Origin of the sequence: Streptomyces sp. G7(2002) (genome assembly GCF_028870195.1) — a bacterium.
Lineage (GTDB): Bacteria > Actinomycetota > Actinomycetes > Streptomycetales > Streptomycetaceae > Streptomyces > Streptomyces nigrescens.
The window spans coordinates 5,756,339-5,782,837 of sequence record NZ_CP102609.1 but is presented as its reverse complement, the minus strand read 5'-3'; the positions used below and the strand labels follow the sequence as shown (position 1 = coordinate 5,782,837).

Genomic DNA, 26,499 nt, shown 5'->3' with positions numbered 1-26,499 from the left:
CCGGATCTCCCGGGTCTCCGGGATCTCTCAGACCCGCTGAGCGACAGGCAGATCCAGCGCCTCCCGCCACTCCCGGACCGCCGCCGCCTCCACCGGCGCCGACCACCCGGCGGGCCGGGCCGCGCCGCCGATGTGGAACGCGTCGAGACCGGCCGCCCGCAACGCCGGCAGATGGCCGAGCCCGAGTCCGCCGCCGACCAGGATCCGCGGCGCGTACCCGGGCTCGCCCGCCGCCGTACGCGCCTGCTCCGCCAGCAGCGTCGGCAGCCCCCCGTCGACCCCCTGCGCGGACCCGGCCGTCAGATAGGTGTCGAGCCCCGCGGCGCCGGCCGCCCCGGCCAGCTCCTTGCGCAGCGCGTCCCGGTCGGCCGCCCGGTCGATGGCCCGGTGGAAGGTCCACGGGCAGCCGTCGATCACCTCGGTCAGCGCCGCCACCGCAGCAAGATCGGGCCGCCCGTCCGGCGTGAGGAATCCGAGGACGAACTCCTCGGCACCTTCCGCCCGCAGCGCCGCGGCCTCCTCGCACAGCGCCGCCACGTCACCGGCCGCGAAGCCGTCGGCGGCCCGCAGCATGACCCGCAGCGGAAGGCCGACGGCCGCCCGGACCGCCGCGAACGTGGCCCGGGGCGGGGTGAGCCCGTCGGCCGCCATGTCCGTCACCAGCTCCAGCCGATCGGCCCCGCCGGCCTCGGCGGCGACCGCGTCCTGCGGGCCGAGCGCGATCACCTCCAGCAGCGCGCGCTTGCTCATATGACCCAATCCTTCGATGACGACATGACGAGACGGACCCCACAACAGGTCTAGTCCAATATCCCAGAGTAAGGGCCACCCACTCTTCCGGACACCGGGCCACCACCGGCACACCCGGAATCCGCCCATACGCCGTACTCCCACACCTACCCGCACGACCGGCCGCCGACCGTCGGCAGACCTGACCGGACCTCACCCTCCGCCCCGTATTTCCCGGGGCGCGAGGCACAATGGCTCGTATGACCTCCGTGCCCCGTACGGCAGACACCACCGACCCGGCGCCGGAGCTGCGGCAGCGCTGGGCCGACACCGTCACCGCGGCCCGCGGCACCAAGAACCCCACGGCACCCGACCCCGCCCCGTACGCGGACAACCTCCTGTCCCGCTGGCGCGAACCCCAACGCCGCTATCACACCGTCGACCACCTGGCCGCGGTCCTGTTCCGCATCGACGAACTGGCCGAGCACGCCGACGATTTGCCCACCGTCCAGTTGGCAGCCTGGTTCCACGATGCCGTGTACCGCCCGGACCGCTCCGAGAACGAGGAGCGCAGTGCGGCCCTCGCCGAACGCGCACTGCCCGAGCTGGGCGTCGGCGCGGCCCGCACGGCCGAGGTCGCCCGCCTGGTGCGGCTCACCGTCACCCACGACCCGGCGCCCGACGACCCCGACGGCGAGGTGCTGTGCGACGCGGACCTCGCGGTGCTCGCCGGTTCCCCCGACCAGTACGCCGCTTACGCCGCCGCGGTCCGTGCCGAGTACGCGTTCGTCCCCGACCCCGATTTCACCGCGGGCCGCGCCGCCGTCCTCACCCAACTCCTCTCCCTGCCCCGCCTCTTCCGCACGCCCCGCGGCTACGACCTCTGGGAACACACCGCCCGCCGCAACCTCTCCACGGAACTGGATCTGCTGCGGGGGGCGTAGGGGGGCTTGGGCCGTTGTTTGTCTGCGGGTGCGGTGGTGGCTGGGCGCGCCGTTCCCCGCGCCCCTTCGTGGCGCGGCCGATCCGTCACCTGCTTCTCGGGCCGTGCGGCTTGGTGGGGGCTGGGGTTTTGCGGGTTGTGTGGTTGCCGCGGGGGTCGGAGGGGACGCACCGGTACCCGTCCTCGGCGCGGGCGACGCGGCTACGAGGAATTGAGTGCCCCGGCGTTCGCTCCAGTCCTGCGGGCGGGCACCGGTACATCCCCTCCAACCATTCAGCGTCGCCGACTGCCGGCCGGTGACACCGCCCGTTACGGCCCCCACCTCGGCCGCGCCCAAACTGCGGGCGGCCCGGCCAGGTCCCTGCCAAGAGGTGCCGCGCATTGGTCGTAACGGTGATCGGTACGGCGGGACAGCCGCCCACGTACGGCGGTCGGAGGGGATGTCCGGTGAGCCGCCCGCAGGACCCGGAGCGAACAACGGGGCTCCCAACCTCCGGGACCCGCGTCGCCCGCGCCGAGGACGGGTTACCGGGCGTCCCCTCCGACCCACCACCCACCAAGCGACAGCGCACCGACCCCAGCCCACGGCAACCCCGCACCAACCCCAACCCCAGCTCAGCAACACCGCGTCAACCCGCCGGCCCCGCTCCCGCAGAAGGAATCGGCCGAGCCGGGAATGTAAGCCGTCCTATCGCTGTTAGTAGCTGACATGCCCGCACAGTCCGACCGCTCAAGCCTGCCCATCGCCGTATACGTCCTCGGCCTGTCCGTCTTTGCTCTTGGCACGTCCGAGTTCATGCTCTCCGGCATCCTCCAGCCCCTCGCCCGCGACCTGAACGTCTCCATTCCGCAGGCCGGACTGCTGGTCTCGGCCTTCGCGATCGGCATGGTGGTCGGCGCCCCGGTGCTCGCCGCCGCCACGCTCCGCCTCCCGCGGCGGACGACACTGATCGCGCTGCTCGCCGTCTTCGGCCTCGGCCAGGTGGCGGGCGCGCTGGCCCCCTCCTACGGCGTGCTCTTCGTCTCGCGCATCGTGAGCGCACTGGCCTGCGCCGGATTCTGGGCGGTCGGCGCGGCGGTCGCCGTCTCGCTGGTGCCGGTTACCGCGCGGGCCCGCGCCATGGCCGTGATGGTCGGCGGCCTGAGCATCGCCAACATCGCGGGCGTCCCGGCCGGCGCACTGCTCGGCCAGCACGCCGGCTGGCGCGCCGCCTTCTGGGCCGTGGCCGGTCTGGCCGCGATCGGCCTGGTCGGCGTGATCGCGCTGGTGCCACGTACGGCCGTGCCCACCGGCGAGGACCGCCCGCAGCTGCGCCGTGAGCTGACCATCTACAAGGACAAGCAGGTCTGGCTGGCCCTGACCGCCACGGCCCTGAACGGCGCCGCGGTCTTCGCGCTCTTCTCGTACCTCTCGCCGCTGCTGACCGACACCGCCGGCCTCGCCGAGAGCTGGGTACCGACGGTGCTGGCACTCTTCGGCGTCGGCGCGCTGACCGGCACCTTCATCGGCGGCCGGATCGCCGACGCCCACCTCTTCGGGACGCTCTTCGGCGGTATCGCCGCGTCCACCGTCGTGCTGGCCGTCCTGGCGCTCACCGCGCACAGCGCGGTCGCCGCCATCGCGCTCTCCCTGATGCTCGGGGTGACCGCGTTCACCACGGCCCCGGCCCTCAACGCGCGGATGTTCAACGTGGCGAACGCCGCGCCGACGCTGGCCGGAGCGACCACCACCGCCGCGTTCAACATCGGCAACACCCTCGGGCCCTGGCTCGGCGGGCTGGCCATCGGCGCGGGCTGGGGCTACCCGTCCGTGGCCTGGACCGGCGCCGCGCTGGCGGCGGCGGCCGTGATCACCACTGCCCTCGCGTTCCGACTGCACCGCGCGACGAACCAGTCCCGGCTGGTCGCCTCCTCCACCACCCCCGCCGCGCAGACCACGGCAGTGGCGCAGCCAGCGGAAATGGCCGAGGCTGCGGAGACGGCAGAGGCAGCAGGGACCGCGAAGGCGACGGGGGCGGCAGGGCACCACTGAGTCCCGCGGGGCGACGCGCGCCCGCGCGGTTCATGCCCGGCCGTCGAACGTCCATCGCGTCTGGCTGTAGGTCTCGCCCCGTCCGAACCCGAAGGCCGTGACCGGCTCGACCCGGAAGACCACGGCCCGGTTGCCCTCCCCGTAGAACGCACCGTCGCGGACGTCGAAATGCCAGTCGCTGCCGTACTTCTCGGCGTACAGATCGGCCAGCCGGCGCAGCGTGGGCTCGTCGTGCACCCGCACCGCGTCGCCCTCGACGACCACATCGAGCCCCGCGTGCAGGTCGTTGCCGCCGGCGGTGGAGGTCGTCAGCACACAGTGCGCGTTGGATTCGAGGTTCTTGGCCTTGCGTTCGCCGGGGCCGGTGCAGAAGTGCAGTGCACCGTCCGACCAGACGGCGAGCAGCGGGGTGACATGCGGGCGGCCTTCGGGCCGGACGGTGGTGAGCCAGAAGATCTCCGCCTCGGTCATCCCGCCGACGGCCGCGGGCCATGCGGTCGCCGTGGCGCCCTCGCTGCTGTAATTCGGGTCGAGGTCGGTGGCCGGTTGTCCGCCCTGTTCGCTGGCTGACATGACTGTCCCCTTTCGGTGCGGCGGTGCGGCGCACGGTCAGGCCCATCGTGCGGGGACCCGCCGCCGTGCCGCCGCTACGACGCGCCGCGACGGGCCGTACGGGGCGCCGGCCGGTGCTTGGGACGGCGCAGACCGGCGGCGGTCAGCCGGCGCAGCAGCTCCTTGGAGCCGACCTCCACGGCACCGGCACGCACCGCGTCGTCGTACCGCTCCGCCGGCAGGTCGTAGTGGTCGCGCTCGAACGCCCGCCGGGGCGCACCGATCCCCGCCGCGAAGGCGTGCAGTTCGTCGAAGGAGTGGTCGCTGACCAGATGCGACCACATACGGCCGTGCCCCGGCCAGGTGGGCGGATCGATGTAGATAGCCACGTCAGCTCTCCGGCCGGATCGCCGTGTCAGCCCGCCGCACCATCAACCACCTCAGCCTTCCATCGGGGCGCCGAGCCGCCCGACCCGGGCCACCGCGACGGCTGTCTTGGGGCAGACCCAGTGCGGATCGGTCCCCAACTCCGGTTCGACATCGAGCGCATGGGGATCCCCCGACTCCGTGCACACGGGGCACAGCGGCCAGCGGCCGTACCGGTCCAGGAGGGCGTCCTGGACGTCCTGCGCTATGAGTCCTGCGACGAATGCCGCGCCTTCAGGCCATTGCTCCACCCACCACCGGCGGTGGACGACCGCATCCTCCACGAGCGAAACGATGTCGGCGTCGGCCACCTTGTCCGCCATCAGGTCGGCGAGCACCAGCGCCCGCGCGGCGTGCAATGCCTGTTCCATCTCCATGCCCCCCATTGTCTCCCGGCCGCCCGCCGCCGAACGGGGTTGTCCACAGCCCGCCGCGGATCACGCGTTCTGTCCACAGCACTCACGGAGGGTATTGACGCCGGGGCGTCGATGAAATTACTTTTCAAGCGTGAGCAGTAGCGTGAAGGAAACTTTCAAGGACGTGGCCGTCGAGACCCGACCGGCCCCGGCCCCACCCGCCCCCGCGGCGCTGGCCGCCAAGGTCCGCACCCTCGCGCCGACGATGACCCGCTCCATGCAGCGGGTCGCGGAGACCGTCGCGAGCGACCCGGCCGGCTGCGCCGCCCTCACCGTCACCGGCCTCGCGGAGCGCACCGGCACCAGCGAGGCCACCGTCGTGCGGACGTCCCGGCTGCTCGGCTACCCGGGCTATCGCGATCTGCGCCTCGCCCTCGCCGCGCTCGCCGCCCAGCAGGCGGCCGGCGGCGCTCCCGCGGTGACCGCGGACATAGCGGTCGACGACTCCCTCGTCGATGTCGTCGCGAAGCTGGCGCAGGAAGAGCAGCAGTGCCTGGCCGACACCGCCGCCGCACTGGACGTCACCCAGCTCGAAGCCGCCGTCACCGCGCTCTCCGGGGCCCGCCGTATCGATGTGTACGGCATCGGGGCCTCCAATCTGGTCGGCCAGGACCTCGTCCAGAAGCTGCTGCGCATCGGCCTGATCGCGCATGCGCACGCGGACCCGCATCTGGCCGTGACGAACGCCGTGCAGATGCGCACCGGCGATGTCGCCCTCGCCATCACGCACTCCGGGCGGACCACCGATGTCATAGAGCCCCTGCGGGTGGCCTTCGACCACGGCGCGACGACGATCGCCATCACCGGCCGCCCGGACGGCGAGATCGCCGCGTACGCCGACCACATCCTGACCACGTCCACGGCCCGCGAGAGCGAGCTGCGCCCGGCCGCGATGTCGTCCCGCACGAGTCAGCTGCTGGTCGTGGACTGCCTGTTCATAGGCGTCGCGCAGCGTACGTACGAGACCGCGGCCCCCGCGCTGTCCGCCTCCTACGAGGCCCTCGCCCACCGCCACTCGCCGCGCAACAACCAGCGCTGACCTCGCACCGCCCCGCCGTTGTGGGCATACGTGCCGCCCGGGCGGCACGGGTGGGCACGACGGCACCCGGCGGCGGGGCAGCCGAAAAGCCACGGCCCCCCACGAGCCCGACCCGAAGAGAGCCGCCACGCCATGACCTCCACCGCCGACCACGCCCATCTGCGCGCCCAGTTGGACACCCTCACCACCGAGGCGTTCCGGCCCGAGCTCGCCGAGATCGACCGCCGCTCCACCCTGGAGATCGCCCGGACGATGAACGACGAGGACGCCACGGTCCCCGCCGCCGTCGCCCGGCGGCTCCCGGAGATCGCCGCCGCCATCGACGCCACCGCCGCACGAATGGCCCGCGGCGGCCGGCTGATCTACGCCGGCGCCGGCACGGCCGGCCGCCTCGGGGTGCTGGACGCCAGCGAGTGTCCGCCGACCTTCAACACCGACCCGTCCGAGGTGCTCGGGCTGATCGCGGGCGGCCCGTCTGCGATGGTCACCGCCGTCGAGGGCGCCGAGGACAGCACGAAGTTCGCGATCGAGGATCTGACCGCGATCGGCCTGACGGACCTGGACACCGTCGTCGGCATCTCGGCGTCCGGCCGTACGCCCTATGCGGTCGGGGCCGTCGAGCATGCCCGCGCCCTGGGCGCGCTGACCATCGGCCTGTCCTGCAACGCCGATTCGGCGCTCGCCGCGGCCGCCGAGCATGGCATCGAGATCGTGGTCGGCCCCGAGCTGCTGACCGGCTCCACACGGCTCAAGGCAGGCACCGCCCAGAAGCTGGTGCTCAATATGCTCTCGACCCTCACCATGATCCGGCTGGGCAAGACCTACGGGAATCTGATGGTCGACGTCCGCGCCTCCAACGAGAAGCTGCGGGCCCGCTCTCGCCGTATCGTCGCGCTCGCCACCGGCGCTTCCGACCAGGAGATCGAGACGGCGCTCCGCAGCACGGACGGCGAGGTGAAGAACGCCATCCTCACCATCCTCGGCCAAGTCGACGCCCCCACCGCCGCCCGCCTCCTCGACGCCGCCGACGGCCATCTCCGCGTGGCCCTCCAGGCGGCCGAGGACCACTGAGCCCCACCACCGCCCACCCGCCACACCCCCGTACGGCTCCGCCCCCGACCCTCGCCCCTGGTTTGTCCGCACAGCAAGGCACCGCATATGCCCGAAGACAAGAATTGCGCCACCGCTGCCGCGATCCTCCCTCTCGTCGGCGGCGCCGGAAACCTCATCTCCATCGCCCACTGCATGACCCGGCTCCGCCTCGGCATCCAGGACCGCTCCCTGGTCCAGGACGAGGCCCTCAAGGCACTGCCTGCGGTCATGGGCGTGGTCGAGGACGACACGTACCAGATCGTGCTGGGCCCCGGGACGGTCGCCCGGGTCACCCCCGAATTCGAGCGCCTGGTGGCCGAGTCACGCGCCATGGCACCCGCCACCGAGCCGGAACCCACCAGCCTGCCCCTCACCTCGGAGACCACCACACCGGAATCCGCACCGGCCCCCACGCCACCCGCCACCACCCAGCCACCGCCCACCTCACCCGCCACCCCCACCGCCGAGGAGCTGGCCGCCCACGGCGCCGCCCTCAAGGCGCGGCAGAAGTCCCGGAACGCCACCCCGGTGAAGCTGTTCCTCCGCCGGATCGCCAATATCTTCGTCCCGCTGATCCCGGCCCTGATCGGCTGCGGCATCATCGCCGGGATCAACGGCCTGCTGACCAACCTCGGATGGCTGCCCTCGGTCGTCCCCGCCCTGGCCGCCATGGCCTCCGGCTTCATGTCCCTCATCGCCGTCTTCGTCGGCTACAACACCGCCAAGGAATTCGGCGGCACCCCGATTCTCGGCGGCGCGGTCGCCGCCGTCATCGTCTTCCCCGGCGTCACCCACATCACCGCCTTCGGCCAGCACCTCTCTCCCGGTCAGGGCGGGGTGCTCGGCGCACTGGCCGCGGCGCTGCTCGCCGTCCAGGTGGAGAAGTGGTGCCGCAAAGCAGTCCCCGAGGCGCTGGACGTCCTGCTCACGCCCACCCTTACGGTCCTGGTCACGGGCCTGGTCACCCTCTTCGGTCTGATGTTCGTCGCGGGCGAGGCCGCCACCGCCATCGGCACGGGCGCCAACTGGCTGCTGGCCCACGGCGGCGCATTCGCCGGCCTCATCCTGGGTGGCCTCTTCCTCCCCCTCGTCATGCTGGGCCTCCACCAGGCGCTCATCCCTCTGCACACCACCCTCATCGAGCAGCAGGGCTACACGGTCCTGCTCCCGATCCTCGCCATGGCCGGAGCGGGCCAGGTCGGCGCCGCGATCGCCGTCTACCTCCGCCTCCCCCGCAACCGCTCGATCCGCAGAACCATCAAGTCCGCCCTCCCCGCAGGCTTCTTGGGCGTCGGCGAGCCCCTGATCTACGGCGTCTCGCTCCCCCTGGGCCGCCCCTTCATCACCGCCTGCCTGGGCGGCGCATGCGGCGGCGCCTTCGTCGGCTTCTTCAACCAACTCGGCGACGCCGTCGGCTCCACCGCCATCGGCCCCTCCGGCTGGGCCCTGTTCCCCCTGGTCAAGGGCAACCACACCCTGGCCACCACGCTCACCGTCTACGCCCTGGGCCTGGCCGTCGGCTACCTCACCGGCTTCCTCGCCACCTACTTCTTCGGCCTCAGCAAGCAGCTGCGGGCGGAGCTGAACGCAGACCCTGACAGCGCCCCCACCCCCACCCCCACCCCCACAGCCGCAGAGCCCGCCCCGACAACGGCGGGAAGCGCCACCGCACCCGGAACACCGGCCGGCCTGGGAGCCCCCTGAATTCGACAAAAGCTCATGACCCCGCAACCCATGAGCCCGCAACTCATGAGCCGCGACAAAAGGTCAGATATTGCCGACGAAGGGCGGCCACACCCCCATTCCACCACTCTCCGCTCCATCCCTTACACAATCAGTGACTGCAACCAAAAGTTACTGACGGGGCATCAATACTTGAAGAGGTGGGAGGGAAGCGAAGTCTCCTCCGTGGAAAGCAGATCCGACCGCTTCTTCAGTTCGCCTTCTTTAGTTCGCCGCGCAGGTAATTCACTGGGCGAACTCGGGCACGCCTCCCGCCCGGGACTGCCGGCGGAACCTCGGACAGGGCTCCCGGCAGCAACAACGGGCCCCGCGGGGCGGGCGCAAGCCCCCGGTAGCCCCCGAAGGCCTGCCGCCCGAACCCAACTTCGCAGGAAATCCAGCTCCCGGAGAAGACCTCCCCCCTAACCCCTACCCCCAACCCCAACATTCCCTTCTCGGCTGAATAAGTGGCGCACCACATCGGGCTTTCACCACCACCCCGTCACCGAATTCGAAATGGCGATCCATGAGCTCAGCACACCTGTTTAGGGCGCCCTTAAAACCGACCCACAAACGCCGCCCGGTAGAGCCGCCCCCAAAAAACGCAATTCCACCCCGTGAAAAGCACACGCCTCCCCTTCACCCCGCCATGATGCTGCCCAACTGTGGGGCGCCCGCGGTGGAAATGCCGACTGCGGCGGGGAGAGGAAGCGGGAGCCGGTGGTGGTGAGGCGGGTGCCGTCCGAGGGGAGGGTGGTGAGTGCACCGTTGCCGCCGTCCTCGTAGACGGCGGCAACGGTCAGGTCCGCCTTCTTGTCGCCGTTGAAGTCACCCTGGCGGCCGTTGGCGGCCGGCGCGGCACGGTCCGCAGCCGAGGCGGTGCCGGTGGCGGCCGTCAGCAGCCCGGCCGCCAGCGCGGTCGCGGCCGCCGTGGCCAGGGGTCGTACGGAGGCGCTTGGGCATGCGGGGCTCTGCTGCCTGCGGGATGCCCGGGGCGTCCCGGCTGGATGAGGGGCCGGGCCGTCGTGGGCCGCAGGAGGTGTTCTCCGCGTGCCCGTATGGCGGTTGGCGCACAAGAGACCTGTGGGGCGCGGAGAGGGGTGTAGTGGAGTGGTGAAGGTGGCGTGAAGTGGAGGTGTGGGTGGCGGGGCGCGGTTGGGCCGGAATCCGTACCCGCGGGGCGTATTAGGGTCGGCGCATGGGGATCCGATTACGCCGCCCGTGGCGCGCCAGGCTGACCGTGGCGGGCACCGCCCTCGTACTCGCCGTCGCCGGGGTGACACTGCTGCTCCGGGGCGAGACGCCACCGCCGTACGTGCCGCCACAGCCGTCCGGGCCACACGTCCGCGAGGTGGTCCAGTTCGCCTACGAGAGCACGCTGGACGTCGACCTCGATCCCCCGCCGGGACCGGCCACCCTGGTCGGAGCCGTCCTGCTGGCGGTGAGCGGGGCCCTGTGCGTCGGGGGCTGCTTCATCCGTCGTAAGGGCCAGGCGCAGCACCCCTGATCGCGCCCCTTCCCGCAGCGGGTTCGGCATCCGTCCCCCGGCGAACGCACTCAGCCGCCGGCCGCATCGGCCCCGACCGCCCCCGTACGAACCGTGGTTCGCGGGCCCCTCTACGGCCCGCCCCCACGCCGGCACGGTAAATCCCGTACGCCGCCCGGCGAAGACGACACCGCCCGCGAAGACGCCGCGGGCCGGCGGAGACGACGCCGCCCGGCAGAGACTCCGCGGGCCGCCCCCGAAAACCCCCGAAAAACGCCGCCGGGGCGGCACCCCCCGAGAGGAGGGTGCCGCCCCGACGAACGTGTGGACGTGTGATCCGGGAGGATCAGCGTTCCGATCCAGAGGATCAGAAGTCCATGTCACCGCCCGGCATGCCGCCCGGAGCGCCCGCCGGGGCGGCCTTCTCCGGCTTGTCGGCGATGACGGCCTCGGTGGTGAGGAAGAGCGCCGCGATGGAGGCGGCGTTCTGCAGCGCGGAGCGGGTGACCTTGGCGGGGTCGATGATGCCTTCGGCGATCATGTCGACGTACTCGCCGGTCGCGGCGTTCAGACCGTGACCGACGGCCAGGTTGCGCACCTTCTCCACCACGACGCCGCCCTCGAGGCCGCCGTTGACGGAGATCTGCTTGAGCGGGGCCTCCAGCGCGAGCTTCACGGCGTTGGCGCCGGTCGCCTCGTCACCGTCGAGGTCCAGCTTCTCGAAGACCGAGGAAGCCTGGAGCAGGGCGACGCCACCGCCGGCGACGATGCCCTCCTCGACGGCCGCCTTCGCGTTGCGAACGGCGTCCTCGATGCGGTGCTTGCGCTCCTTGAGCTCGACCTCGGTGGCGGCACCGGCCTTGATGACGGCCACGCCGCCGGCCAGCTTCGCCAGACGCTCCTGGAGCTTCTCGCGGTCGTAGTCCGAGTCGCTGTTCTCGATCTCGGCACGGATCTGGTTGACGCGGCCCTGGACCTGCTCGCTGTCGCCGGCACCGTCGACGATGGTGGTCTCGTCCTTGGTGATGACGACCTTGCGGGCGCGGCCGAGCAGTTCGAGACCGGCGTTCTCCAGCTTGAGGCCGACCTCCTCGGAGATGACGGTGCCACCGGTGAGGATGGCGATGTCGCCGAGCATGGCCTTGCGGCGGTCACCGAAGCCCGGGGCCTTGACGGCAACGGACTTGAAGGTGCCACGGATCTTGTTGACGACCAGGGTCGACAGGGCCTCGCCCTCGACGTCCTCGGCGATGATCAGCAGCGGCTTGCCGGACTGCATGACCTTCTCCAGGAGCGGCAGCAGGTCCTTCACGCTGCCGATCTTGGAGTTGACGATGAGGATGTACGGGTCGTCGAGCGACGCCTCCATACGCTCCATGTCGGTGGCGAAGTACGCCGAGATGTAGCCCTTGTCGAAGCGCATACCCTCGGTGAGTTCCAGCTCCAGACCGAAGGTCTGGGACTCCTCGACGGTGATGACGCCTTCCTTGCCGACCTTGTCCATGGCCTCGGCGATCAGCTCGCCGATCTGGGTGTCAGCGGCGGAGATGGAGGCGGTCGAAGCGATCTGCTCCTTGGTCTCCACGTCCTTGGCCTGCTCCAGCAGGGCGGCGGAGACGGCCTCGACGGCACGCTCGATACCGCGCTTGAGGGCCATCGGGTTGGCGCCGGCGGCGACGTTGCGCAGGCCCTCGCGGACCAGGGCCTGGGCCAGGACGGTCGCGGTCGTCGTGCCGTCACCGGCGACGTCGTCCGTCTTCTTCGCGACCTCCTTGACCAGCTCGGCGCCGATCTTCTCGTACGGGTCCTCGAGCTCGATCTCCTTGGCGATGGACACACCATCGTTGGTGATCGTGGGGGCGCCCCACTTCTTCTCGAGGACGACGTTGCGGCCCTTGGGGCCGAGGGTGACCTTGACGGCGTCGGCGAGCTGGTTCATCCCGCGCTCGAGACCGCGCCGTGCCTCCTCGTCGAACGCGATGATCTTGGCCATGTGAAGTGGTCCTCCCGGACTGGGGTGGATTGCTCCGGACCGCGCTGGCGCCCGCGACGGACGACCTGCAGACCTGTGTGGTTCCTTGCCCCACGCGGCCTACGGGCCTCACCGACCCGGTCCTTCTTTGTCACTCTCACTGGGAGAGTGCTAACGCCAATGATTAGCACTCGTGGGGTGCGAGTGCAAGCCGCCCGGAGGGGCGTCGTTGAGGGGCGGCGGTCGGGCGACGGGTGGGCGCACAGCCGAAGGCCCGTACCCCCCTCAGGGGTACGGGCCTTCCTCACGCAGTAGTTGGTCGGCGCCTCAGCCGGCCACCCGGACCATGTCCGCCTGCGGCCCCTTCTGGCCCTGCGAGATCTCGAACTCGACTCGCTGACCCTCCTCAAGGGTGCGGTAGCCGTCCATCTGGATCGCGCTGTAGTGGACGAAAACATCCGCACCACCGTCGACCGCGATGAAGCCGTACCCCTTCTCCGCGTTGAACCACTTGACGGTGCCCTGAGCCATGCCTAACTCCCCTATTACTGGCCCTTGCGCAGGACCGCACTCCGCGGACCCGGGTCAGACCTCACCCCGCGAAAGGCCCGTGGGGTGTGCGCCGGAACGCGTCGACCGCCGCTGAATGTATCTGCACAGATGCCCAGAGCAACAGGTCAATCGGACGAGAAATCTGGCGCCGGAGAATCGGCAATATGCGGCGAAATCCTGGTTCTCCAGGGCAAGTCGGGCCGGGCATAGCGCACCTAGGCGACAAATACCGCCCACACTTTGGACACAACTGACCGCGAACACATATGCGTTCGGCACGCTCACGGTGATATCCGGAGGGGGATCACCCCAATGGTATCTCCTTTCACAACACGGAATTGCCCCGTCCGCTTTCCGGCGGACGGGGCAATTCCGGTCATGCAGGAGAAGAGTTGGCGCAAATCAGCAGCCGCCGGCCACGGCCGGGATGATCGAGATGCCGGCGCCGTCCGGGGTCGGCGTCTCCAGGCCCTGCTCGAAGCGCACATCGTCGTCGTTGACGTACACGTTCACGAAGCGGCGCAGCTTGCCGGCGTCGTCCAGCACACGGGCCGCGATGCCCTGGTGGTTCTGCTCCAGGTCGGCGATCACCTCGGAGAGGGTCGCGCCCTCGGCGGGGACCTCGGCCTGGCCACCGGTGTACGTGCGGAGGATGGTGGGGATGCGGACCTTGACGCTCATGGTTCTGCCTTCCAGGGGTACGGAGTACGAGTTCGGGGGGCTGTGGCGCGGCCTCGTCCGCCGGACGGGCCGGCGGCCTCAGCCGAGGCCGGCCGCGCGGAACGCGTCCAGGTTCGGACGGATCGTGGCCGTGGGCCCGGAGGTCGGGGCGACCGCGTCAAGTGTCTTGAGGCCGTCACCGGTGTTCAGGACGACGGTGGTCAGGGACGGGTCGAGCAGACCTTCCTCGATCAGCTTCTTGGTCACGCCGACGGTCACTCCGCCCGCGGTCTCCGCGAAGATCCCTTCCGTCCTGGCCAGCAGCTTGATCGCGTCGACGACCTGCTCGTCGTTGACATCCTCCACGGCACCGCCCGTACGGCGCGCGATGTCGAGCACGTACGGACCGTCGGCCGGGTTGCCGATCGCCAGCGACTTGGCGATGGTGTCCGGCTTCTGCGGGCGCACGACCTCGTGTCCGGCCTTGAAGGCCGTGGACACCGGCGAGCAGCCCTCCGCCTGGGCGCCGAAGATCTTGTACGGCTTGTCCTCGACCAGGCCGAGGGCGATCAGCTCCTTGAGCCCCTTGTCGATCTTCGTGAGCTGCGAGCCGGACGCGATCGGGATGACGATCTGGTCCGGGAGCTTCCAGCCCAGCTGCTCGCAGATCTCGTACGCGAGCGTCTTGGAACCCTCGCCGTAGTACGGCCGCAGATTGACGTTGACGAAGCCCCAGCCCTCGCCCAGCGGGTCGCCGATGAGCTCCGAGCAGAAGCGGTTGACGTCGTCGTAGTTGCCCTCGATGCCGACCAGGTCACCGCCGTAGACCGCGGCCATGACGACCTTGCCGGCCTCCAGGTCGTGCGGGATGAAGACGCAGGACTTGAAGCCCGCGCGGCGCGCCGCGGCGCCGACCGCACCGGCGAGGTTGCCGGTGGAGGAGCAGGAGAGGGTGGTGAAGCCGAAGGCGCGGGCGGCCTCGACGGCGATCGCCACGACGCGGTCCTTGAAGGAGTGCGTCGGGTTGCCCGAGTCGTCCTTGACGTACAGCCCGCCGGTGACGCCCAGCTCGGCGGCGAGCCGGTCGGCCTGGACGAGCTTGGTGAAGCCGGGGTTCAGGTTGGGCTTGTCGGCCACGTCGGTGGGGACGGGCAGCAGCGGGGCGTAGCGCCAGATGTTGTTCGGACCGGCCTCGATCTGCTTCCGCAGGCTCTCGGGGTCGCCGCTCGGCAGGTCGTACGCGACTTCGAGCGGCCCGAAACACTCCTGGCACGCGAAGATCGGGCCGAGCGGGAAGCGCTGTCCGCACTCGCGGCAGGACAGGGCTGCGGCGGGGCCCAGAGCGACGGTGGGGGTGTTTTCGGTGACTTGCACAGCCATGGAGGCGAGGCCCTTTCTCCTCATCTTCCTCGCGACGAATCTCGCCACGAGACGGATTTGGCACCTTCCCTAGCCGGGAGCCTCACGCGCACGGGACGTCAGCGTCCTGGCGGCAAGACCGGCTGGAGGGTTGCCGGGGCTTCAACGGGCCGTATCCCTCTGCCCCTCTGGATGAGCGGTATGGCGCTGGGCCGAAACCCAGGCGTTTGTGGCGCGGCGACCCCGACATGCGACGGTCATCCGCGTTGTTCAAGACTGTAACCGAAGGCACTGACAGTTGAGATAGTCGTCCGAACCGCGAGATGGATCACACAGACCGCCGATCGGGCGGCGACCGAGGAGTCGTAGACGTGCTGGAAGAGGTGGAGGGCTGGCTGAGCAGCCACTCCTGGTCCGCCGCGGACCGCCCGCTGGGGCAGCTGCTGGAGGCGAAGCGCCAGACGGGCCGTACGGTCAGCGTAGTGCTGCCCGCGCTCGACGAGGAGGCCACGGTCGGGGCGATCGTGGCGGTGATCCGTGCCGAGCTGATGACCGAGGCGGTCCCGCTCGTCGATGAGCTGGTGGTGCTGGACTCCGGCTCCACCGACCGCACCGCCGAGGTCGCCGCGGCGGCCGGGGCCCGGGTCGTCCCCCGCGACAGCGTCCTCCCGCGCCTGCCCGCCCTCCCCGGCAAGGGCGAGGTGCTGTGGCGCTCCCTGCTGGCCACCACCGGCGACATCATCTGCTTCATCGACGCCGACCTGCGCGAATTCTCCCCCGCCTTCGTCTCCGGGATCATCGGCCCGCTGCTGACGGATCCGGACATCCAGTTCGTGAAGGCGATGTACGACCGCCCGCTGGAGACCGGCGGCGAAGGCGCCGGGGCCGGACAGGGCGGCCGGGTGACGGAGCTGGTCGCCCGCCCCCTCCTCAATCTCCACTGGCCGCAGCTGGCCGGCTTCGTCCAGCCCCTGGGCGGCGAGTACGCGGCCCGCCGCTCCCTCCTGGAACGGCTGCCGTTCCCGGTCGGCTACGGCGTGGAACTCGGCCTGCTCGTCGACGCCCTGCACACCGTCGGCCTCGACGCCCTCGCCCAGGTGGACGTCGGCGTACGCAAACACCGCCACCAGGACGGCCAGGCCCTGGGCCGGATGGCCGCCGCCATCTACCGCACCGCCCAACTACGCCTGACCCGCGGCCACTTGGTCCGCCCCCGCCTCACCCAGTTCGACCGCGGCGACGAGGGCTTCGTCCCCCGCACGACGGAAGTGGACACCGAGGAGCGCCCCCCAATGGCCGAAATCCCGGAGTACGCGGCGCGACGAGCGGCCTGAGCGCCCGCGCGGCCCGGGCCCCCTCGCGCGGCCTGAGCCTCAGGCGTCGAAGCCGTACTCCAGCACGTAGGCAGACGAGTCGAGGATCATCTCGTTGGCCTCTACCGTGCGCCCGCCCGCAGTCATCGCAGTGCGGCTGATGAGAATGACGGGCGTACGTGCCGCCGGGCCCGGTATCCGGCTGTGTGATCGCTGATCCCGCGACGAGATCGGCGGGGAGGCAGGAGGTGGAGAGCATCACCGGCTTACCGTCGAGCACGAACCTGCGCCGCCGCACGATGACAGAGTCTGTTGCTTGACGGGCGCGCTCGGCGACTCGCTGCGCATCGCCCGCAGCCGGGGCGACCGTCTCGGGTGCAGGCACCCGGAACCCGCCGAGGGTGAGCCGTCGTGGCCGGTCGACGCGTTCCTGCCGGGAGGCGACCGAGGAGCACACCCGGACCCGCGCCCCTTGACCGCTTCCGTACGTTTGCGCGGATCTGTAGCGGGTTACTGTCGCGACATGGCTTCCGAGCGCAGTGCGGCCCCTGCGGGTGCCGAGGTTCTTGTGGCGTCCAATCGCGGACCGGTCTCGTACGCCCTGGAGGAGGGCGGGACGCTGACCGCCAAGCGGGGCGGGGGCGGGCTGGTCTCCGGGCTGTCGGCCATCGGGTCCGATGCCGAGGCGGTGTGGGTGTGTGCCGCGCTCGGGGACGGTGACCGGGAGGCCGTACGGCGGACGGGTGGCGGGCTGGACCCGGGCGACACCGGTGGACAACGCGTCCGGATGCTGGACATTCCCGCCGAGGTGTACACCGCCGCCTACAACGGCATCGCGAACTCCGCGCTGTGGTTCGTCCACCACATGCTGTACCAGACACCGCTGGAACCGGTCTTCGACGCGGAGTTCCGGGCGCAGTGGGCGTCCTACGAGAGCTACAACCGCGCTTTCGCCCAGGCGCTGGCCGAAGAGGCCGCCGAGGGTGCGGCGGTGCTGGTGCAGGACTACCACCTGGCCCTGGTGCCGGGGATGCTGCGCACCCTGCGGCCCGACGTACGGATCGCGCACTTCTCGCACACGCCGTGGGCGCCGCCGGAGTACTTCCGGATGCTGCCGGACGACATCGCACGGCAGCTCCTGGAGGGCATGCTGGGCGCCGACCAGCTGGGGTTCCTCACCCGTCGCTGGGCGGACGCGTTCGCCGCATGCTGCGCCGCGGTAGTCGGCGGCACGGGCGACACCCGGATCGGCGTGTACGGGCTCGGGGCGGACGCCGGGTTCCTGCGCGAGCGGTCGCAGCAGGAGGATGTCGCCGAGCGGCTGTCCACCCTGCGGGAGCAGATCGGCACGGGGCCCGACGGGGCGGTGCGCAAGACCGTCGTCCGGGTGGACCGGACCGAGCTGTCGAAGAACATCGTGCGGGGGCTGCTCGCCTACCGGCAGCTCCTTGCGGAACACCCGTCGTGGCGCGAGCGCGTGGTGCATGTCGCGTTCGCCTATCCCTCACGCCAGGACCTGGCCGTCTACCGGGAGTACACGGCGGAGGTCGGGCGGGTCGCCGAGGCGATCAACTCCGAGTACGGGACGGCGGATTGGCAGCCCGTCGTGCTGCACGTCAAGGACGACTTCGCGCGCTCGCTGGCCGCGTACCGCCTGGCGGACGTGGCGCTGGTCAACCCGATCCGGGACGGGATGAACCTGGTCGCGAAGGAGATCCCGGTGGTCTCCGACCAGGGCTGTGCGCTGGTGCTCTCCCGGGAGGCGGGCGCCCACGAGGAACTGGGGCAGGACGCCCTCACCGTCAATCCGTACGACGTCAGCGGCACCGCACGGGCGCTCCACGAGGCGCTGACGATGGACGCCGGGGAACGCAGCGAGCGCACGGCACGGCTCGCCGCGGCCGCCACGGCGCTGCCGCCCGCGCAGTGGTTCCTGAAGCAGTTGCGGGCGCTGAAGGAGGTCACTCCGAGGGCGGACGCCCGCTGAAGCGTCTTCGGCGACGACCGTTCCCGCGGGCGGGGACCGTGGTGACCTGCGCGCGGATCAGCTGTCGACCGGGGTGGTGCCGAGAAGGGCGTGCAGAACCTCGCGGTGGAGGGCGGCGATGGGGCCGAGCAGGTCCGGGTGGCGCAGCAGCGGCGCGGCGCGCTGATCGCGAGGGCTGGGAATCGTCAGCCGCCGGGCGTCGCCCACGCCGTGCGCACCGTGGTGGGTGGCGGCCAGGCAGGCCGCTGCCACGACGGCGAGCTCGGCGTCGGCCAGCAGACAGGCCGCCCAGCTGACGACGGTTTCGTCGACCGAGGTGCGCCAGGCGTGGGCGGCGCCCTCCAGGGGGTGGGCATCGGCACCGGTGACCGAGTCCAGCCGGGCGGAGCCGCCGGGGCCGAGCAGGTGCAGCAGTTCGGCGTCGAGCGCGGTGGGGTAGCGCAGCGCCGCGGCGATGGTGACCGCGTGACTCGCCTGGGCTTCGGCCAGGGCATGGTCCAGCGGGCCGCCCGCCGGCGGGAAGGCCGACAGCAGCCAGCGAGTGGAGGCAGCGATGACGGGCGAGAGATCGGTTGGCATGGGGAAACCGTCCTTCACACGTGCCCGCCGTCGTTCTGTCACCTGGGTGTGACCCGGTCGCGAGCACTCGGCGCGCTCGGGGCGCGCGTGGCCGGCCAGCGTAAGGCGGCCCTCCGAGCGGCGACAGGACGTACGTCACAGGGCCGGTCCCCCAGGGCCGGGCAGGCCGCAGTGATGGGCCGGTGGGCCGGGCACCTCACGGGCGCGCCCTGGCTCCGCCCCTAGTCCAGCCGCTCGGCCAGGGCGGCGAGCAGGCCGACGACCCCGGCCGGGCCGTCGACGACCAGGTCGGCGCGTTCGGCGAGTTCGGTGACCTCGTTGCTGCCGCTGCAGACCAGGACGCCGGCCAGGCCGTCGGAGCGGAGTTTTTCGACGGCGGCGAAGGCGGCGAGGTCGCCGAGGTCGTCACCGGCGTAGAGGACGGTGGCGGCGCCGGTCTCGCGGACCCATTCGGCGAGGGCGACGCCCTTGTCCATGCCGGGCGGGCGGAGTTCCAGGACGAGGCGGCCCGGTTCGACGATCAGGCCGTGGCGTTCGGCGAGCGCGGTGAGCGGGCCACGCAGCTGGTCGAAGGCGTCCTGGGGGTCGGTGGCGCGGCGGGTGTGCACGGCGATGGCGCGGCCGCCCTTGCGCTCGATGGCGGTCTCGATCCAGGTGCCGTGCCAGACACCGGAGGCGTCCAGGACGCCGGGGAGTTCGGCCTGTATGGCGGCGACACCGGGGTGCGGGGCGGGGGCGTGGACGGTGCCGCTGGCTGCCTCCCAGCGCTCGGCGCCGTAGTGGCCGAGGACGGTGAGGTGGTCCAGGCCGGGTACGTCCGCGAAGCCGCCGAGGCGGACCGCGACGGTGGCCGGGCGGCCGGTGATCACCGCGGCGGCGTGCAGCCGGGGCACCAGGCGGCCGAGGGCGGCGACGGCGCCGTGATGGGCTCGGGCCTTCTCCGGGTCGGGGACGATCTCGGCGAGGGTGCCGTCGAAGTCGAGGGCGATGACGGCGCGTTCCGGGTGTGCCAGCAGTGCGGCGAGGCCGTCGCGGCCGGCGGGGGTGTGCGGGGTCGGCACGGATCCGGGTGTCGGCTGGGACTGCGGCGCGGCGTTCGGGGGGCTGCCCATGGCGCCGACCCTACCGGCGCGGGGCGGGCGCCGGGGGGAGCTCCGGCGGCAGCCGGGGGTGTACGGGCGCATCGGGGCGGCGGCCGGGGCGCCCGGGTCAGCGGCGGCCCCGGCGGGCGTCCCGTATGCGGCGCAGGCGGTTGACGGTGACGGGGTCGTGGGCGAGCGCGCGGGGGTCGTCCAGCAGGGCGTTGAGGAGCTGGTAGTAGCGGGTCGGGGAGATGCCGAGCTGTTCGCGGATGGCGCGCTCCTTGGGGCCGGGGCCGGGCCAGGAGCGGCGCTCGACGGCGAGCACCGCCTCGTCCCGGGCCGAGAGCCCCGGGGCGCGCCCGTCGGCCCCGGGCTCGCCGCCCGGACCGACCGCACCCGCCGTACCGCCCGTCATCACGCTTCCACGATAAGCGCACGGTCGGACAGGGCCCGGCCCGTCGCCCCGGCCGCAGGGCGCCGGCCAGCCTGCCCGTACTCCCGCCCGCACTGCGTCATTCGGCGCTCTGGTCCGTCGCGTCCGCGGTGTTCTGGATGTCGGTGAGCACCCCGGCCGGGTTGCCCCTCGGGCCGACCGCGGCGCCCATCTTCGCCTTGACGGTCTTGGAGACCAGCGGCCAGGAGGTCTTGTTCGCCGGGTAGAACTCGGCGTTGGCGAGCTGCTTGAGGAAGCCGTGGAACTTGGCGTACTTGTCGTCGGCCAGCATCGTCTGGGAGGCGGAGGTGGTGACCGGCAGCAGGCCGTATTCGCCGGAGAACTTCTCGACGTTCTTCTTGCTGTAGACGAAGTCGAGGAACTTGCCGACCTGGGCGCGGTGGCCGCCCTGTTTGAAGGCCATCATCCAGTCGGCGACGCCCATGGTGGCCTTGGCCTTGCCGTGGGAGCCGGGCAGCTCGACGGTGCCGTAGTCGATGCCCTTGGCCGCGGCCTGCTTCATCAGGGTGGGGTGGCCGTTGAGCATGCCGACCTCACCGTCGGCGAAGCGCTCGAAGGCGTCCTCGCGGTTGAGCTTGGCGGGGTCGGTGCCGGTCAGGCCCTTGCCGACGAGGTTCTCCTTCAGCCACTTGAAGGTCCTGACGTTCTCCGGCGAGTCGATCGTGTACTTGCCGATGCCGTCGGTGTAGCCGCCGCCACCGCTGAGCATCCACTGCATCGTCTCGGCCTGGGTCTCCTCCGGGCCGAGCGGCAGTGCGAAGGGCAGCTTGACGCCCTTCGCCTTCAGCAGCTGGGCGTCCTGGGCGATGTCGTTCCAGTTCTCCGGCGGGCTGGTGATGCCGGCCTCGGTGAACAGCTTCTTGTTGTAGAAGAGCCGCCGGGTGCTGGCGCCGAACGGCATGCCGTACTGGACCCGCTTGTACTCGCCGGCCTCCGCGAGGGAGGGGGTGAAGTCGGCCTGGGTGGGGATGGAGAGCAGCTGGTCGGCGCTGTAGAGCTGGCCCTTGGCCGCGTAGTCGGCGTAGGCGCCGATCTGGGCGAGGTCCGGGGCGTGGCCGTCCTTGACCAGGTCCTCGACCTTCTTGTCGACATCGGTCCAGCTGTAGACCTCGACATCGACCTTGATGCCGGGGTTCTTCTTCTCGAAGGCGCGCGCGAGCTCGTCCCAGTAGCGCTGGGAGCCGTTGGACCGGCTGTCGCCGTAGTCCGCCGCGATCAGTTTGAGGGTGACGTCGTCGCTACCGGAGCCGCTGCCGCAGCCGGTGAGAGTCAGTGTCATGGTGGTGGCGATTGCCGCCGCCAGGCTCAAGTACCGCCGCTGCACTGCTGTTCCCGCCCTTTGTTCTGAAAATCCGTGCTTGTCGGGTATGCCCCGGCCGTGTCGGGGGTCGCCCTCCAACGGCATCAACAGCGAGTCTCCCCTGCCCTCTTTACAAGGTCTACACCACCCCCCGGTTCACGCCGGTAACGGCCTTCCCGGCCGTCCGTCCCGCCCGATCGCTCCGGTGAGTGGACTAGACCTTTCCGGCCGGATCGCGCAAAACTGTTCCCGTGAGACACGTCATCGCCCTGGATGTGGGCGGCACCGGGATGAAGGCCGCCCTCGTGGGGGTGGACACCGCGTCCTCCGGGGGCACACCTCCTGTGCTCCTGTACGAGGCGCGGCGCCCCACCGGCCGCGAGCGCGGCCCCGACGCCGTGGTCGAGGCCGTCCTCGGCTTCGCCGCCGAGCTCCGTGACCTCGGTACGGCCCGCTACGGCGCCCCCGCGGCGGCGGCCGGTGTCGCGGTCCCCGGCATCGTCGACGAGCGCACCGGCACCGCCGTCTACGCCGCGAACCTCGGCTGGCGGGACGTCCCGATGCGGGACCTGCTGTCCGAGCGGCTGGGCGGGGTGCCGGTCGCGCTCGGCCACGACGTCCGCACCGGCGGTCTGGCCGAGGGCCGGATCGGCGCGGGCCGGGACGCCGACCGCTTCCTGTTCGTCCCCCTGGGCACCGGGATCGCGGGCGCCATCGGCATCGGCGGCCGGATCGAGGCCGGTGCCCACGGCGGCGCGGGCGAGATCGGCCACATCGTCGTACGGCCCGGCGGGCGCGAGTGCGGCTGCGGGCAGCGCGGCTGCCTGGAGACGCTGGCCTCGGCCGCCGCGGTCGGCCGTGACTGGGCGGCGGCCTGCGGAGATCCGCGGGCCAACGCGGCGGACGCGGCCAAGGCCGTGGCGTCCGGCGACGCGCGGGCGCACACCGTGTGGCAGCGCGCCGTGGACGCCCTCGCCGACGGTCTGGTCACCGGACTGACCCTGCTCGACCCGCAGACGCTGATCATCGGCGGCGGGCTCGCCGAGGCGGGCGACACGCTCTTCACACCTCTGCGGGAAGCGGTCCGCCGGCGCGTTACGTTCCAGCGGCTCCCCTCGATCGTTCCGGCGGCCCTCGGGGACGCCGCCGGGTGCCTGGGCGCAGGACTGCTCGCCCGGGATCTTCTCTCCACGGAGGTAACCGCCTGATGGCACAGCAACAGTCCGCGCAGCGGCCCTCGGACCCCCCGCGCACCATCCTGGCCGGCGCCCGGATCGCCCGGCCGTCCGGTGTGGTCGAGCGCGGCCGGATCACCGTCGAGGGCGGCCTGATCGGCGATGTCCACAGCCGGGACGTCGATCTGGCCGAGGGGGTGTCCGGCAGTGTCGTGGACCTGACGGGCCACCTGATCGTCCCCGGCTTCGTCGATGTGCATGTCCATGGCGGCGGCGGTGGCTCGTTCTCGTCCGCCGACCCCGAGGAGTGCCTGACGGTCGTCGAGACCCACCGCCGGCACGGCACCACCTCGATGGTCGCCTCCACCGTCACCGGTGAGCTGCCCGAGCTCGCCCGGCAGGCCGCGGTGCTCGCCGAACTGGTGCAGCAGGGCGAGCTGGCCGGTATCCACTTCGAGGGCCCGTTCATCTCCCCGCACCGCTGCGGCGCCCACCAGCCCGAGCTGCTGCGCGACCCGGACCCGGCCGATGTCCGCAAGCTCCTCGACGCCGCGCACGGCACCACGTCGATGATGACCGTCGCCCCCGAACTGCCCGGCGGCCTGGAGTCCGTACGGCTGCTCGCCGACGCGGGCGTGATCGCCGCCGTCGGCCACACCGACTCCTCCTACGACGCCACCCGCGAGGCCATCGACGCGGGCGCCACCGTCGCCACCCACCTCTTCAACGCGATGCCCGCACTGGGCCACCGTGCGCCCGGCCCGGTCGCCGCGCTCCTGGAGGACGAGCGGATCACCGTCGAGCTCATCAACGACGGCACCCATCTGCACCCCGCGGTCCTGCAACTGGCGGTCCGTGAGGCGGGCGCCGAGCGGGTCGCGTTCATCACCGACGCGATGGGCGCGGCCGGGATGAACGACGGGATGTATCCGCTCGGCCCGATGCAGGTCGAGGTCAAGGACGGCGTCGCGCGCATCAGCGAAGGCCCCACGGCCGGTTCGATCGCCGGCTCCACCCTCACCCTGGACCGCGCCTTCAAACGCGCCGTCACCCTCGACGGCCTGACGATCGACCAGGCCGTACAGGCACTTTCGGCCAACCCTGCCCGCCTTTTGGGCATCGACGGCCGGGCCGGTTCCCTGCAGACCGGCAAGGACGCCGACCTGGTGGTGCTGGACGCGTCATACGACGTCGTAGGCGTCATGCGCCGGGGCGAGTGGCTGGTGCGCCCGAAGGGCGCCTGAGGCTCCGCCCGCGCACCGGGACCGTGGACGGCCGCCCCTCTTACAGGCCGTGGCCCCCAGGGCGGCGCAACCGGGTCTGGGCCAACCACCACCGACGATGGCATGATCGCTCGCGCACTTGTCCGCATGCCACCGCCGAACGCGGTTGCCCGACGCCCGGCCGCCCGGCCATGACTGCCCGGAGGGGCGACCATGATCCTTACGGTCACGCTGAACGCCGCCCTGGACATCACCTACCGCGTGCCCCGGCTCCACCCCCACACCACGAACCGGGTCACGGAAGTGTCCGAACGCCCCGGCGGCAAGGGCCTGAACGTCGCCCGGGTGCTGGCCGCGCTCGGCCACCGTACGGTCGCCACCGGCTTCGCGGGCGGCGGCACCGGCGCGGCGCTGCGCGCACTGCTCGCCGAGACCGAGGTCACCGACGCGCTGGTCCCGGTCGGCGGCGCCACCCGCCGCACGGTCGCCGTCGCCGACGCCGCCACCGGAGACACCACCCAGCTCAACGAACCGGGCCCGGTCGTCTCGCCCGCCGAATGGGACACCTTCCTCGGCACCTACCGCGAACTGCTCGCCGACGCACGGGCGGTGGCGCTCTGCGGCAGCCTCCCGCCGGGCGTCCCGGTCGACGTCTACGCCCGCCTCACCCGGGCCGCGCGCAGCGCCGGAGTCCCGGTCCTCCTCGACACCAGCGGCGAACCGCTGCGCCGCGGGCTGGCCGCCCGCCCCGACGTCGCCAAGCCCAACGCCGATGAACTCGCCGCGCTCACCGGCAGCACCGAACCGCTGCGCGCCGCCCGTGACGCCCGCCGCCGCGGCGCCCATGCAGTGGCCGCCTCGCTGGGCCCGGACGGCATGCTCGCGGTGACCGCCGACGGCGCCTGGCAGGCCGCCCCGCCGCGGCGGATCGCCGGCAACCCGACCGGCGCCGGCGATTCAGCCGTGGCCGGCCTTCTGTCGGGCCTGGTCGAGGAGTTGCCCTGGCCGGACCGGCTGACCCGAGCGGTGGCCCTGTCCGCGGCGACCGTACGGGCCCCGGCAGCGGGCGAGTTCGACGCGGCCACGTATGAAGAGCTGCTGTCCCGCGTGGTGGTGACGGACCATCCGGCGGTGGTCTGAGAGGGCGGCGGCCGGACCGCTCCGGCCATGACCCCGGAAAACGATCACTTCCGGACGAGACGCCGAGACGTCTAGACGCCGAAACACCGAGAGGCCGCGTCCTACTTCTTGGCGCCGCGCTGCAGCCAGAGCTGGTCGAGGTTGGCATTGCACTGATTGCCCTGCGCGCACGAGAGCTCGATGACGTTGGTCCCCTTGTTCAGGGTGACCGGGGCCCACGTCGTCTGCCAGCCCTTCTCCCAGTCCCCCTTCGGGGAGTGGATGAAGTTCTTCATGCCGAGGGGCTGGCCGTTCGGCTTGCTGTTCACCGCAAGCGTCGCGTTGGCGTCTTCCCCGGGGATGCCGTAGCGCACATACAGCCGGTAGTCGCCCTCTTGCGGGACCTCCAAGGTCCACTGCACCTTCGCGCCCACCTGGTTGAACCCGGCGACGTACACGCCGCTCGCCGAGCGGGCACCCGGGACTTCCTTGGCGGTCGTCGGGCCCCCCTCCAGGCGCAGGCTGCCCGCCTCCCCCTTCGGGAGTTCACCGGCCGACGGCTTACTGGTCGGCGCATCGCTGGGCTTGACCGTGTCCCCGGCCGTCGGCCCCGGCTTGCCCGCGTTCTCGTCCTTGGAGTCCTTGCCGTTGGTGAGCATCGCGACGCCGATGCCTATGCAGACCACCGCGACCACGGCGACGGCGCCGATCAGCAGGCCGTTGCGGCCGCGGCGCGGCTCCTGGCCGCCGTTGCCCGGGGCCGGGGCGGAGCGCGTGCGGTCACCGCCGGGCAGGGTCTCCGGTGCGGCGTAGTGGGCGTTCTGCTGCCCGTACGTCACCTGCTGCGGGGCCTGCTGGCCGTACTGGCGCTGACCGACCGCGCGCACCTGGTTGTAGGACGTACGCGGGACCCCCGGCTGCCGCGGCGCCGCACCGTCGCCCGCCGAGCCCTGGGCGCCGCCCTCGCCGCCTTCCGCGCGGTAGAGGTAGGCGAACGGGTCGTCGTTCTCCGGCGTGTCCGCGCCGTTGTTGCCGGCCGTCATTCCGTGTCACTCCCAAGCGATCTGTGCGCGTCTGTACGCGTCTCTACGCGTCCGCAGGCTTCAATGCGCGAACTGTCTTTCGGGCCCCCGGCGGCGCCGCGCCGCATCGGCGCAGCCTACCCCGTCGCGGCCTGCGCACACCGTGCCCGGAGGGCCACAAGATCGCTACGGATCGGTGAACTGCTGGTGTGGGGGCCGGAGCGGGGCCGGTGTGAGATACGCGGCATCGCGCCCACCCGGCCGT

General features: G+C 71.7%; 24 protein-coding genes, 1 pseudogene and 1 riboswitch. Of the genes and pseudogenes, 11 read left to right on the top strand and 14 right to left on the bottom strand.

The annotated features are described in order from the left end of the window. Positions 1 to 27: 27 nt before the first annotated feature. Positions 28 to 750 carry a copper homeostasis protein CutC gene (locus NUT86_RS24615; protein ID WP_274737593.1) on the bottom strand — a complete coding sequence of 241 codons (723 nt, stop codon included), beginning with the start codon at positions 748 to 750 and terminating at the stop codon, positions 28 to 30. 239 nt (positions 751 to 989) lie between these two features. Between NUT86_RS24615 and NUT86_RS24610 the strand changes: the two genes are divergently transcribed. After that, on the top strand, positions 990 to 1,673 hold the full coding sequence (locus tag NUT86_RS24610; RefSeq protein WP_109891950.1) for an HD domain-containing protein: 684 nt from the start codon (positions 990 to 992) through the stop codon (positions 1,671 to 1,673). A 708-nt stretch (positions 1,674 to 2,381) separates the two neighbouring features. Further along, complete coding sequence (locus NUT86_RS24605) at positions 2,382 to 3,704, top strand: Cmx/CmrA family chloramphenicol efflux MFS transporter (protein WP_274737590.1); 1,323 nt, start codon at positions 2,382 to 2,384, stop codon at positions 3,702 to 3,704. 30 nt (positions 3,705 to 3,734) lie between these two features. On the opposite strand, the gene NUT86_RS24600 is transcribed toward NUT86_RS24605, so the two are convergent. From NUT86_RS24600 to NUT86_RS24590, 3 genes are all read right to left on the bottom strand, one after another. After that, positions 3,735 to 4,277: a pyridoxamine 5'-phosphate oxidase family protein gene (locus tag NUT86_RS24600; protein ID WP_018089718.1), complete on the bottom strand. Its 543-nt coding sequence runs from the start codon at positions 4,275 to 4,277 to the stop codon at positions 3,735 to 3,737. A gap of 74 nt (positions 4,278 to 4,351) precedes the next feature. After that, entirely contained in the window at positions 4,352 to 4,645 is a 294-nt protein-coding gene (locus tag NUT86_RS24595; RefSeq protein WP_159486777.1) for a DUF4031 domain-containing protein, read from the bottom strand. Between the two features lie 51 nt (positions 4,646 to 4,696). Further along, a complete protein-coding gene (locus NUT86_RS24590) occupies positions 4,697 to 5,059 on the bottom strand; it encodes a hypothetical protein (protein ID WP_026169645.1) in 363 nt (120 codons plus the stop codon). Between the two features lie 130 nt (positions 5,060 to 5,189). On the opposite strand from NUT86_RS24590, the gene NUT86_RS24585 reads away from it, so the two are divergent. The 4 genes from NUT86_RS24585 to NUT86_RS24570 all read left to right on the top strand — a co-directional run bounded on the left by NUT86_RS24585 (position 5,190) and on the right by NUT86_RS24570 (position 10,458). Further along, positions 5,190 to 6,137 carry a MurR/RpiR family transcriptional regulator gene (locus NUT86_RS24585; protein WP_026169646.1) on the top strand — a complete coding sequence of 316 codons (948 nt, stop codon included), beginning with the start codon at positions 5,190 to 5,192 and terminating at the stop codon, positions 6,135 to 6,137. Between the two features lie 132 nt (positions 6,138 to 6,269). Beyond that, complete coding sequence (murQ, locus tag NUT86_RS24580) at positions 6,270 to 7,208, top strand: N-acetylmuramic acid 6-phosphate etherase (protein ID WP_018089722.1); 939 nt, start codon at positions 6,270 to 6,272, stop codon at positions 7,206 to 7,208. Between the two features lie 87 nt (positions 7,209 to 7,295). Beyond that, positions 7,296 to 8,933 (top strand): PTS transporter subunit EIIC, encoded by a 1,638-nt coding sequence (locus NUT86_RS24575; protein ID WP_274737586.1) that lies wholly within the window; start codon positions 7,296 to 7,298, stop codon positions 8,931 to 8,933. A gap of 1,216 nt (positions 8,934 to 10,149) precedes the next feature. Continuing rightward, positions 10,150 to 10,458 (top strand): hypothetical protein, encoded by a 309-nt coding sequence (locus NUT86_RS24570; RefSeq protein ID WP_274737584.1) that lies wholly within the window; start codon positions 10,150 to 10,152, stop codon positions 10,456 to 10,458. 346 nt (positions 10,459 to 10,804) lie between these two features. On the opposite strand, the gene groL is transcribed toward NUT86_RS24570, so the two are convergent. The 4 genes from groL to thrC all read right to left on the bottom strand — a co-directional run bounded on the left by groL (position 10,805) and on the right by thrC (position 15,001). Then, positions 10,805 to 12,430: a chaperonin GroEL gene (groL, locus tag NUT86_RS24565; protein ID WP_018089726.1), complete on the bottom strand. Its 1,626-nt coding sequence runs from the start codon at positions 12,428 to 12,430 to the stop codon at positions 10,805 to 10,807. 306 nt (positions 12,431 to 12,736) lie between these two features. Next, positions 12,737 to 12,940, bottom strand: a complete 204-nt coding sequence (locus NUT86_RS24560) for a cold-shock protein (protein ID WP_003986833.1) — start codon at positions 12,938 to 12,940, stop codon at positions 12,737 to 12,739. 423 nt (positions 12,941 to 13,363) lie between these two features. After that, positions 13,364 to 13,642, bottom strand: coding sequence for a MoaD/ThiS family protein (locus NUT86_RS24555; protein WP_018089727.1), 279 nt, complete (start codon positions 13,640 to 13,642; stop codon positions 13,364 to 13,366). Between the two features lie 78 nt (positions 13,643 to 13,720). After that, a complete protein-coding gene (thrC, locus tag NUT86_RS24550) occupies positions 13,721 to 15,001 on the bottom strand; it encodes a threonine synthase (protein WP_018089728.1) in 1,281 nt (426 codons plus the stop codon). 17 nt (positions 15,002 to 15,018) lie between these two features. Next, positions 15,019 to 15,179: riboswitch (SAM riboswitch) on the bottom strand. Positions 15,180 to 15,351: 172 nt separating this feature from the next. Between thrC and NUT86_RS24545 the strand changes: the two genes are divergently transcribed. After that, the gene (locus NUT86_RS24545) at positions 15,352 to 16,314 is read left to right on the top strand and encodes a glucosyl-3-phosphoglycerate synthase (RefSeq protein WP_018089729.1); all 963 of its coding nucleotides are present in this window, start codon (positions 15,352 to 15,354) and stop codon (positions 16,312 to 16,314) included. A 39-nt stretch (positions 16,315 to 16,353) separates the two neighbouring features. Here NUT86_RS24545 and NUT86_RS24540 read toward each other — a convergent pair. Then, positions 16,354 to 16,603, bottom strand: a pseudogene (locus NUT86_RS24540) (GntR family transcriptional regulator); the annotation flags it as partial. Between the two features lie 213 nt (positions 16,604 to 16,816). On the opposite strand from NUT86_RS24540, the gene NUT86_RS24535 reads away from it, so the two are divergent. Continuing rightward, positions 16,817 to 18,280 (top strand): alpha,alpha-trehalose-phosphate synthase (UDP-forming), encoded by a 1,464-nt coding sequence (locus NUT86_RS24535; RefSeq protein ID WP_274737578.1) that lies wholly within the window; start codon positions 16,817 to 16,819, stop codon positions 18,278 to 18,280. 57 nt (positions 18,281 to 18,337) lie between these two features. On the opposite strand, the gene NUT86_RS24530 is transcribed toward NUT86_RS24535, so the two are convergent. From NUT86_RS24530 to NUT86_RS24515, 4 genes are all read right to left on the bottom strand, one after another. Beyond that, complete coding sequence (locus NUT86_RS24530; RefSeq protein WP_274737576.1) at positions 18,338 to 18,859, bottom strand: hypothetical protein; 522 nt, start codon at positions 18,857 to 18,859, stop codon at positions 18,338 to 18,340. Between the two features lie 221 nt (positions 18,860 to 19,080). Continuing rightward, positions 19,081 to 19,971: a trehalose-phosphatase gene (gene otsB, locus NUT86_RS24525; RefSeq protein ID WP_274737574.1), complete on the bottom strand. Its 891-nt coding sequence runs from the start codon at positions 19,969 to 19,971 to the stop codon at positions 19,081 to 19,083. Between the two features lie 97 nt (positions 19,972 to 20,068). Then, positions 20,069 to 20,356 carry a DUF3263 domain-containing protein gene (locus NUT86_RS24520; RefSeq protein WP_018089735.1) on the bottom strand — a complete coding sequence of 96 codons (288 nt, stop codon included), beginning with the start codon at positions 20,354 to 20,356 and terminating at the stop codon, positions 20,069 to 20,071. A 97-nt stretch (positions 20,357 to 20,453) separates the two neighbouring features. Continuing rightward, positions 20,454 to 21,719 carry an ABC transporter substrate-binding protein gene (locus NUT86_RS24515; RefSeq protein WP_159486787.1) on the bottom strand — a complete coding sequence of 422 codons (1,266 nt, stop codon included), beginning with the start codon at positions 21,717 to 21,719 and terminating at the stop codon, positions 20,454 to 20,456. Between the two features lie 227 nt (positions 21,720 to 21,946). On the opposite strand from NUT86_RS24515, the gene NUT86_RS24510 reads away from it, so the two are divergent. The 3 genes from NUT86_RS24510 (at position 21,947) to NUT86_RS24500 (ending at position 25,233) form a co-directional block, all read left to right on the top strand. Further along, positions 21,947 to 22,903, top strand: a complete 957-nt coding sequence (locus NUT86_RS24510; RefSeq protein ID WP_266447620.1) for an ROK family protein — start codon at positions 21,947 to 21,949, stop codon at positions 22,901 to 22,903. After that, positions 22,903 to 24,114 (top strand): N-acetylglucosamine-6-phosphate deacetylase, encoded by a 1,212-nt coding sequence (nagA, locus tag NUT86_RS24505; protein ID WP_274737572.1) that lies wholly within the window; start codon positions 22,903 to 22,905, stop codon positions 24,112 to 24,114. Before NUT86_RS24510 ends, nagA begins: the two co-directional genes overlap by 1 nt. 192 nt (positions 24,115 to 24,306) lie before the next feature. Further along, entirely contained in the window at positions 24,307 to 25,233 is a 927-nt protein-coding gene (locus NUT86_RS24500; RefSeq protein ID WP_274737571.1) for a 1-phosphofructokinase family hexose kinase, read from the top strand. A 101-nt stretch (positions 25,234 to 25,334) separates the two neighbouring features. On the opposite strand, the gene NUT86_RS24495 is transcribed toward NUT86_RS24500, so the two are convergent. Continuing rightward, positions 25,335 to 26,255, bottom strand: a complete 921-nt coding sequence (locus NUT86_RS24495; protein WP_018089740.1) for a carbohydrate-binding protein — start codon at positions 26,253 to 26,255, stop codon at positions 25,335 to 25,337. Positions 26,256 to 26,499: the final 244 nt, after the last annotated feature.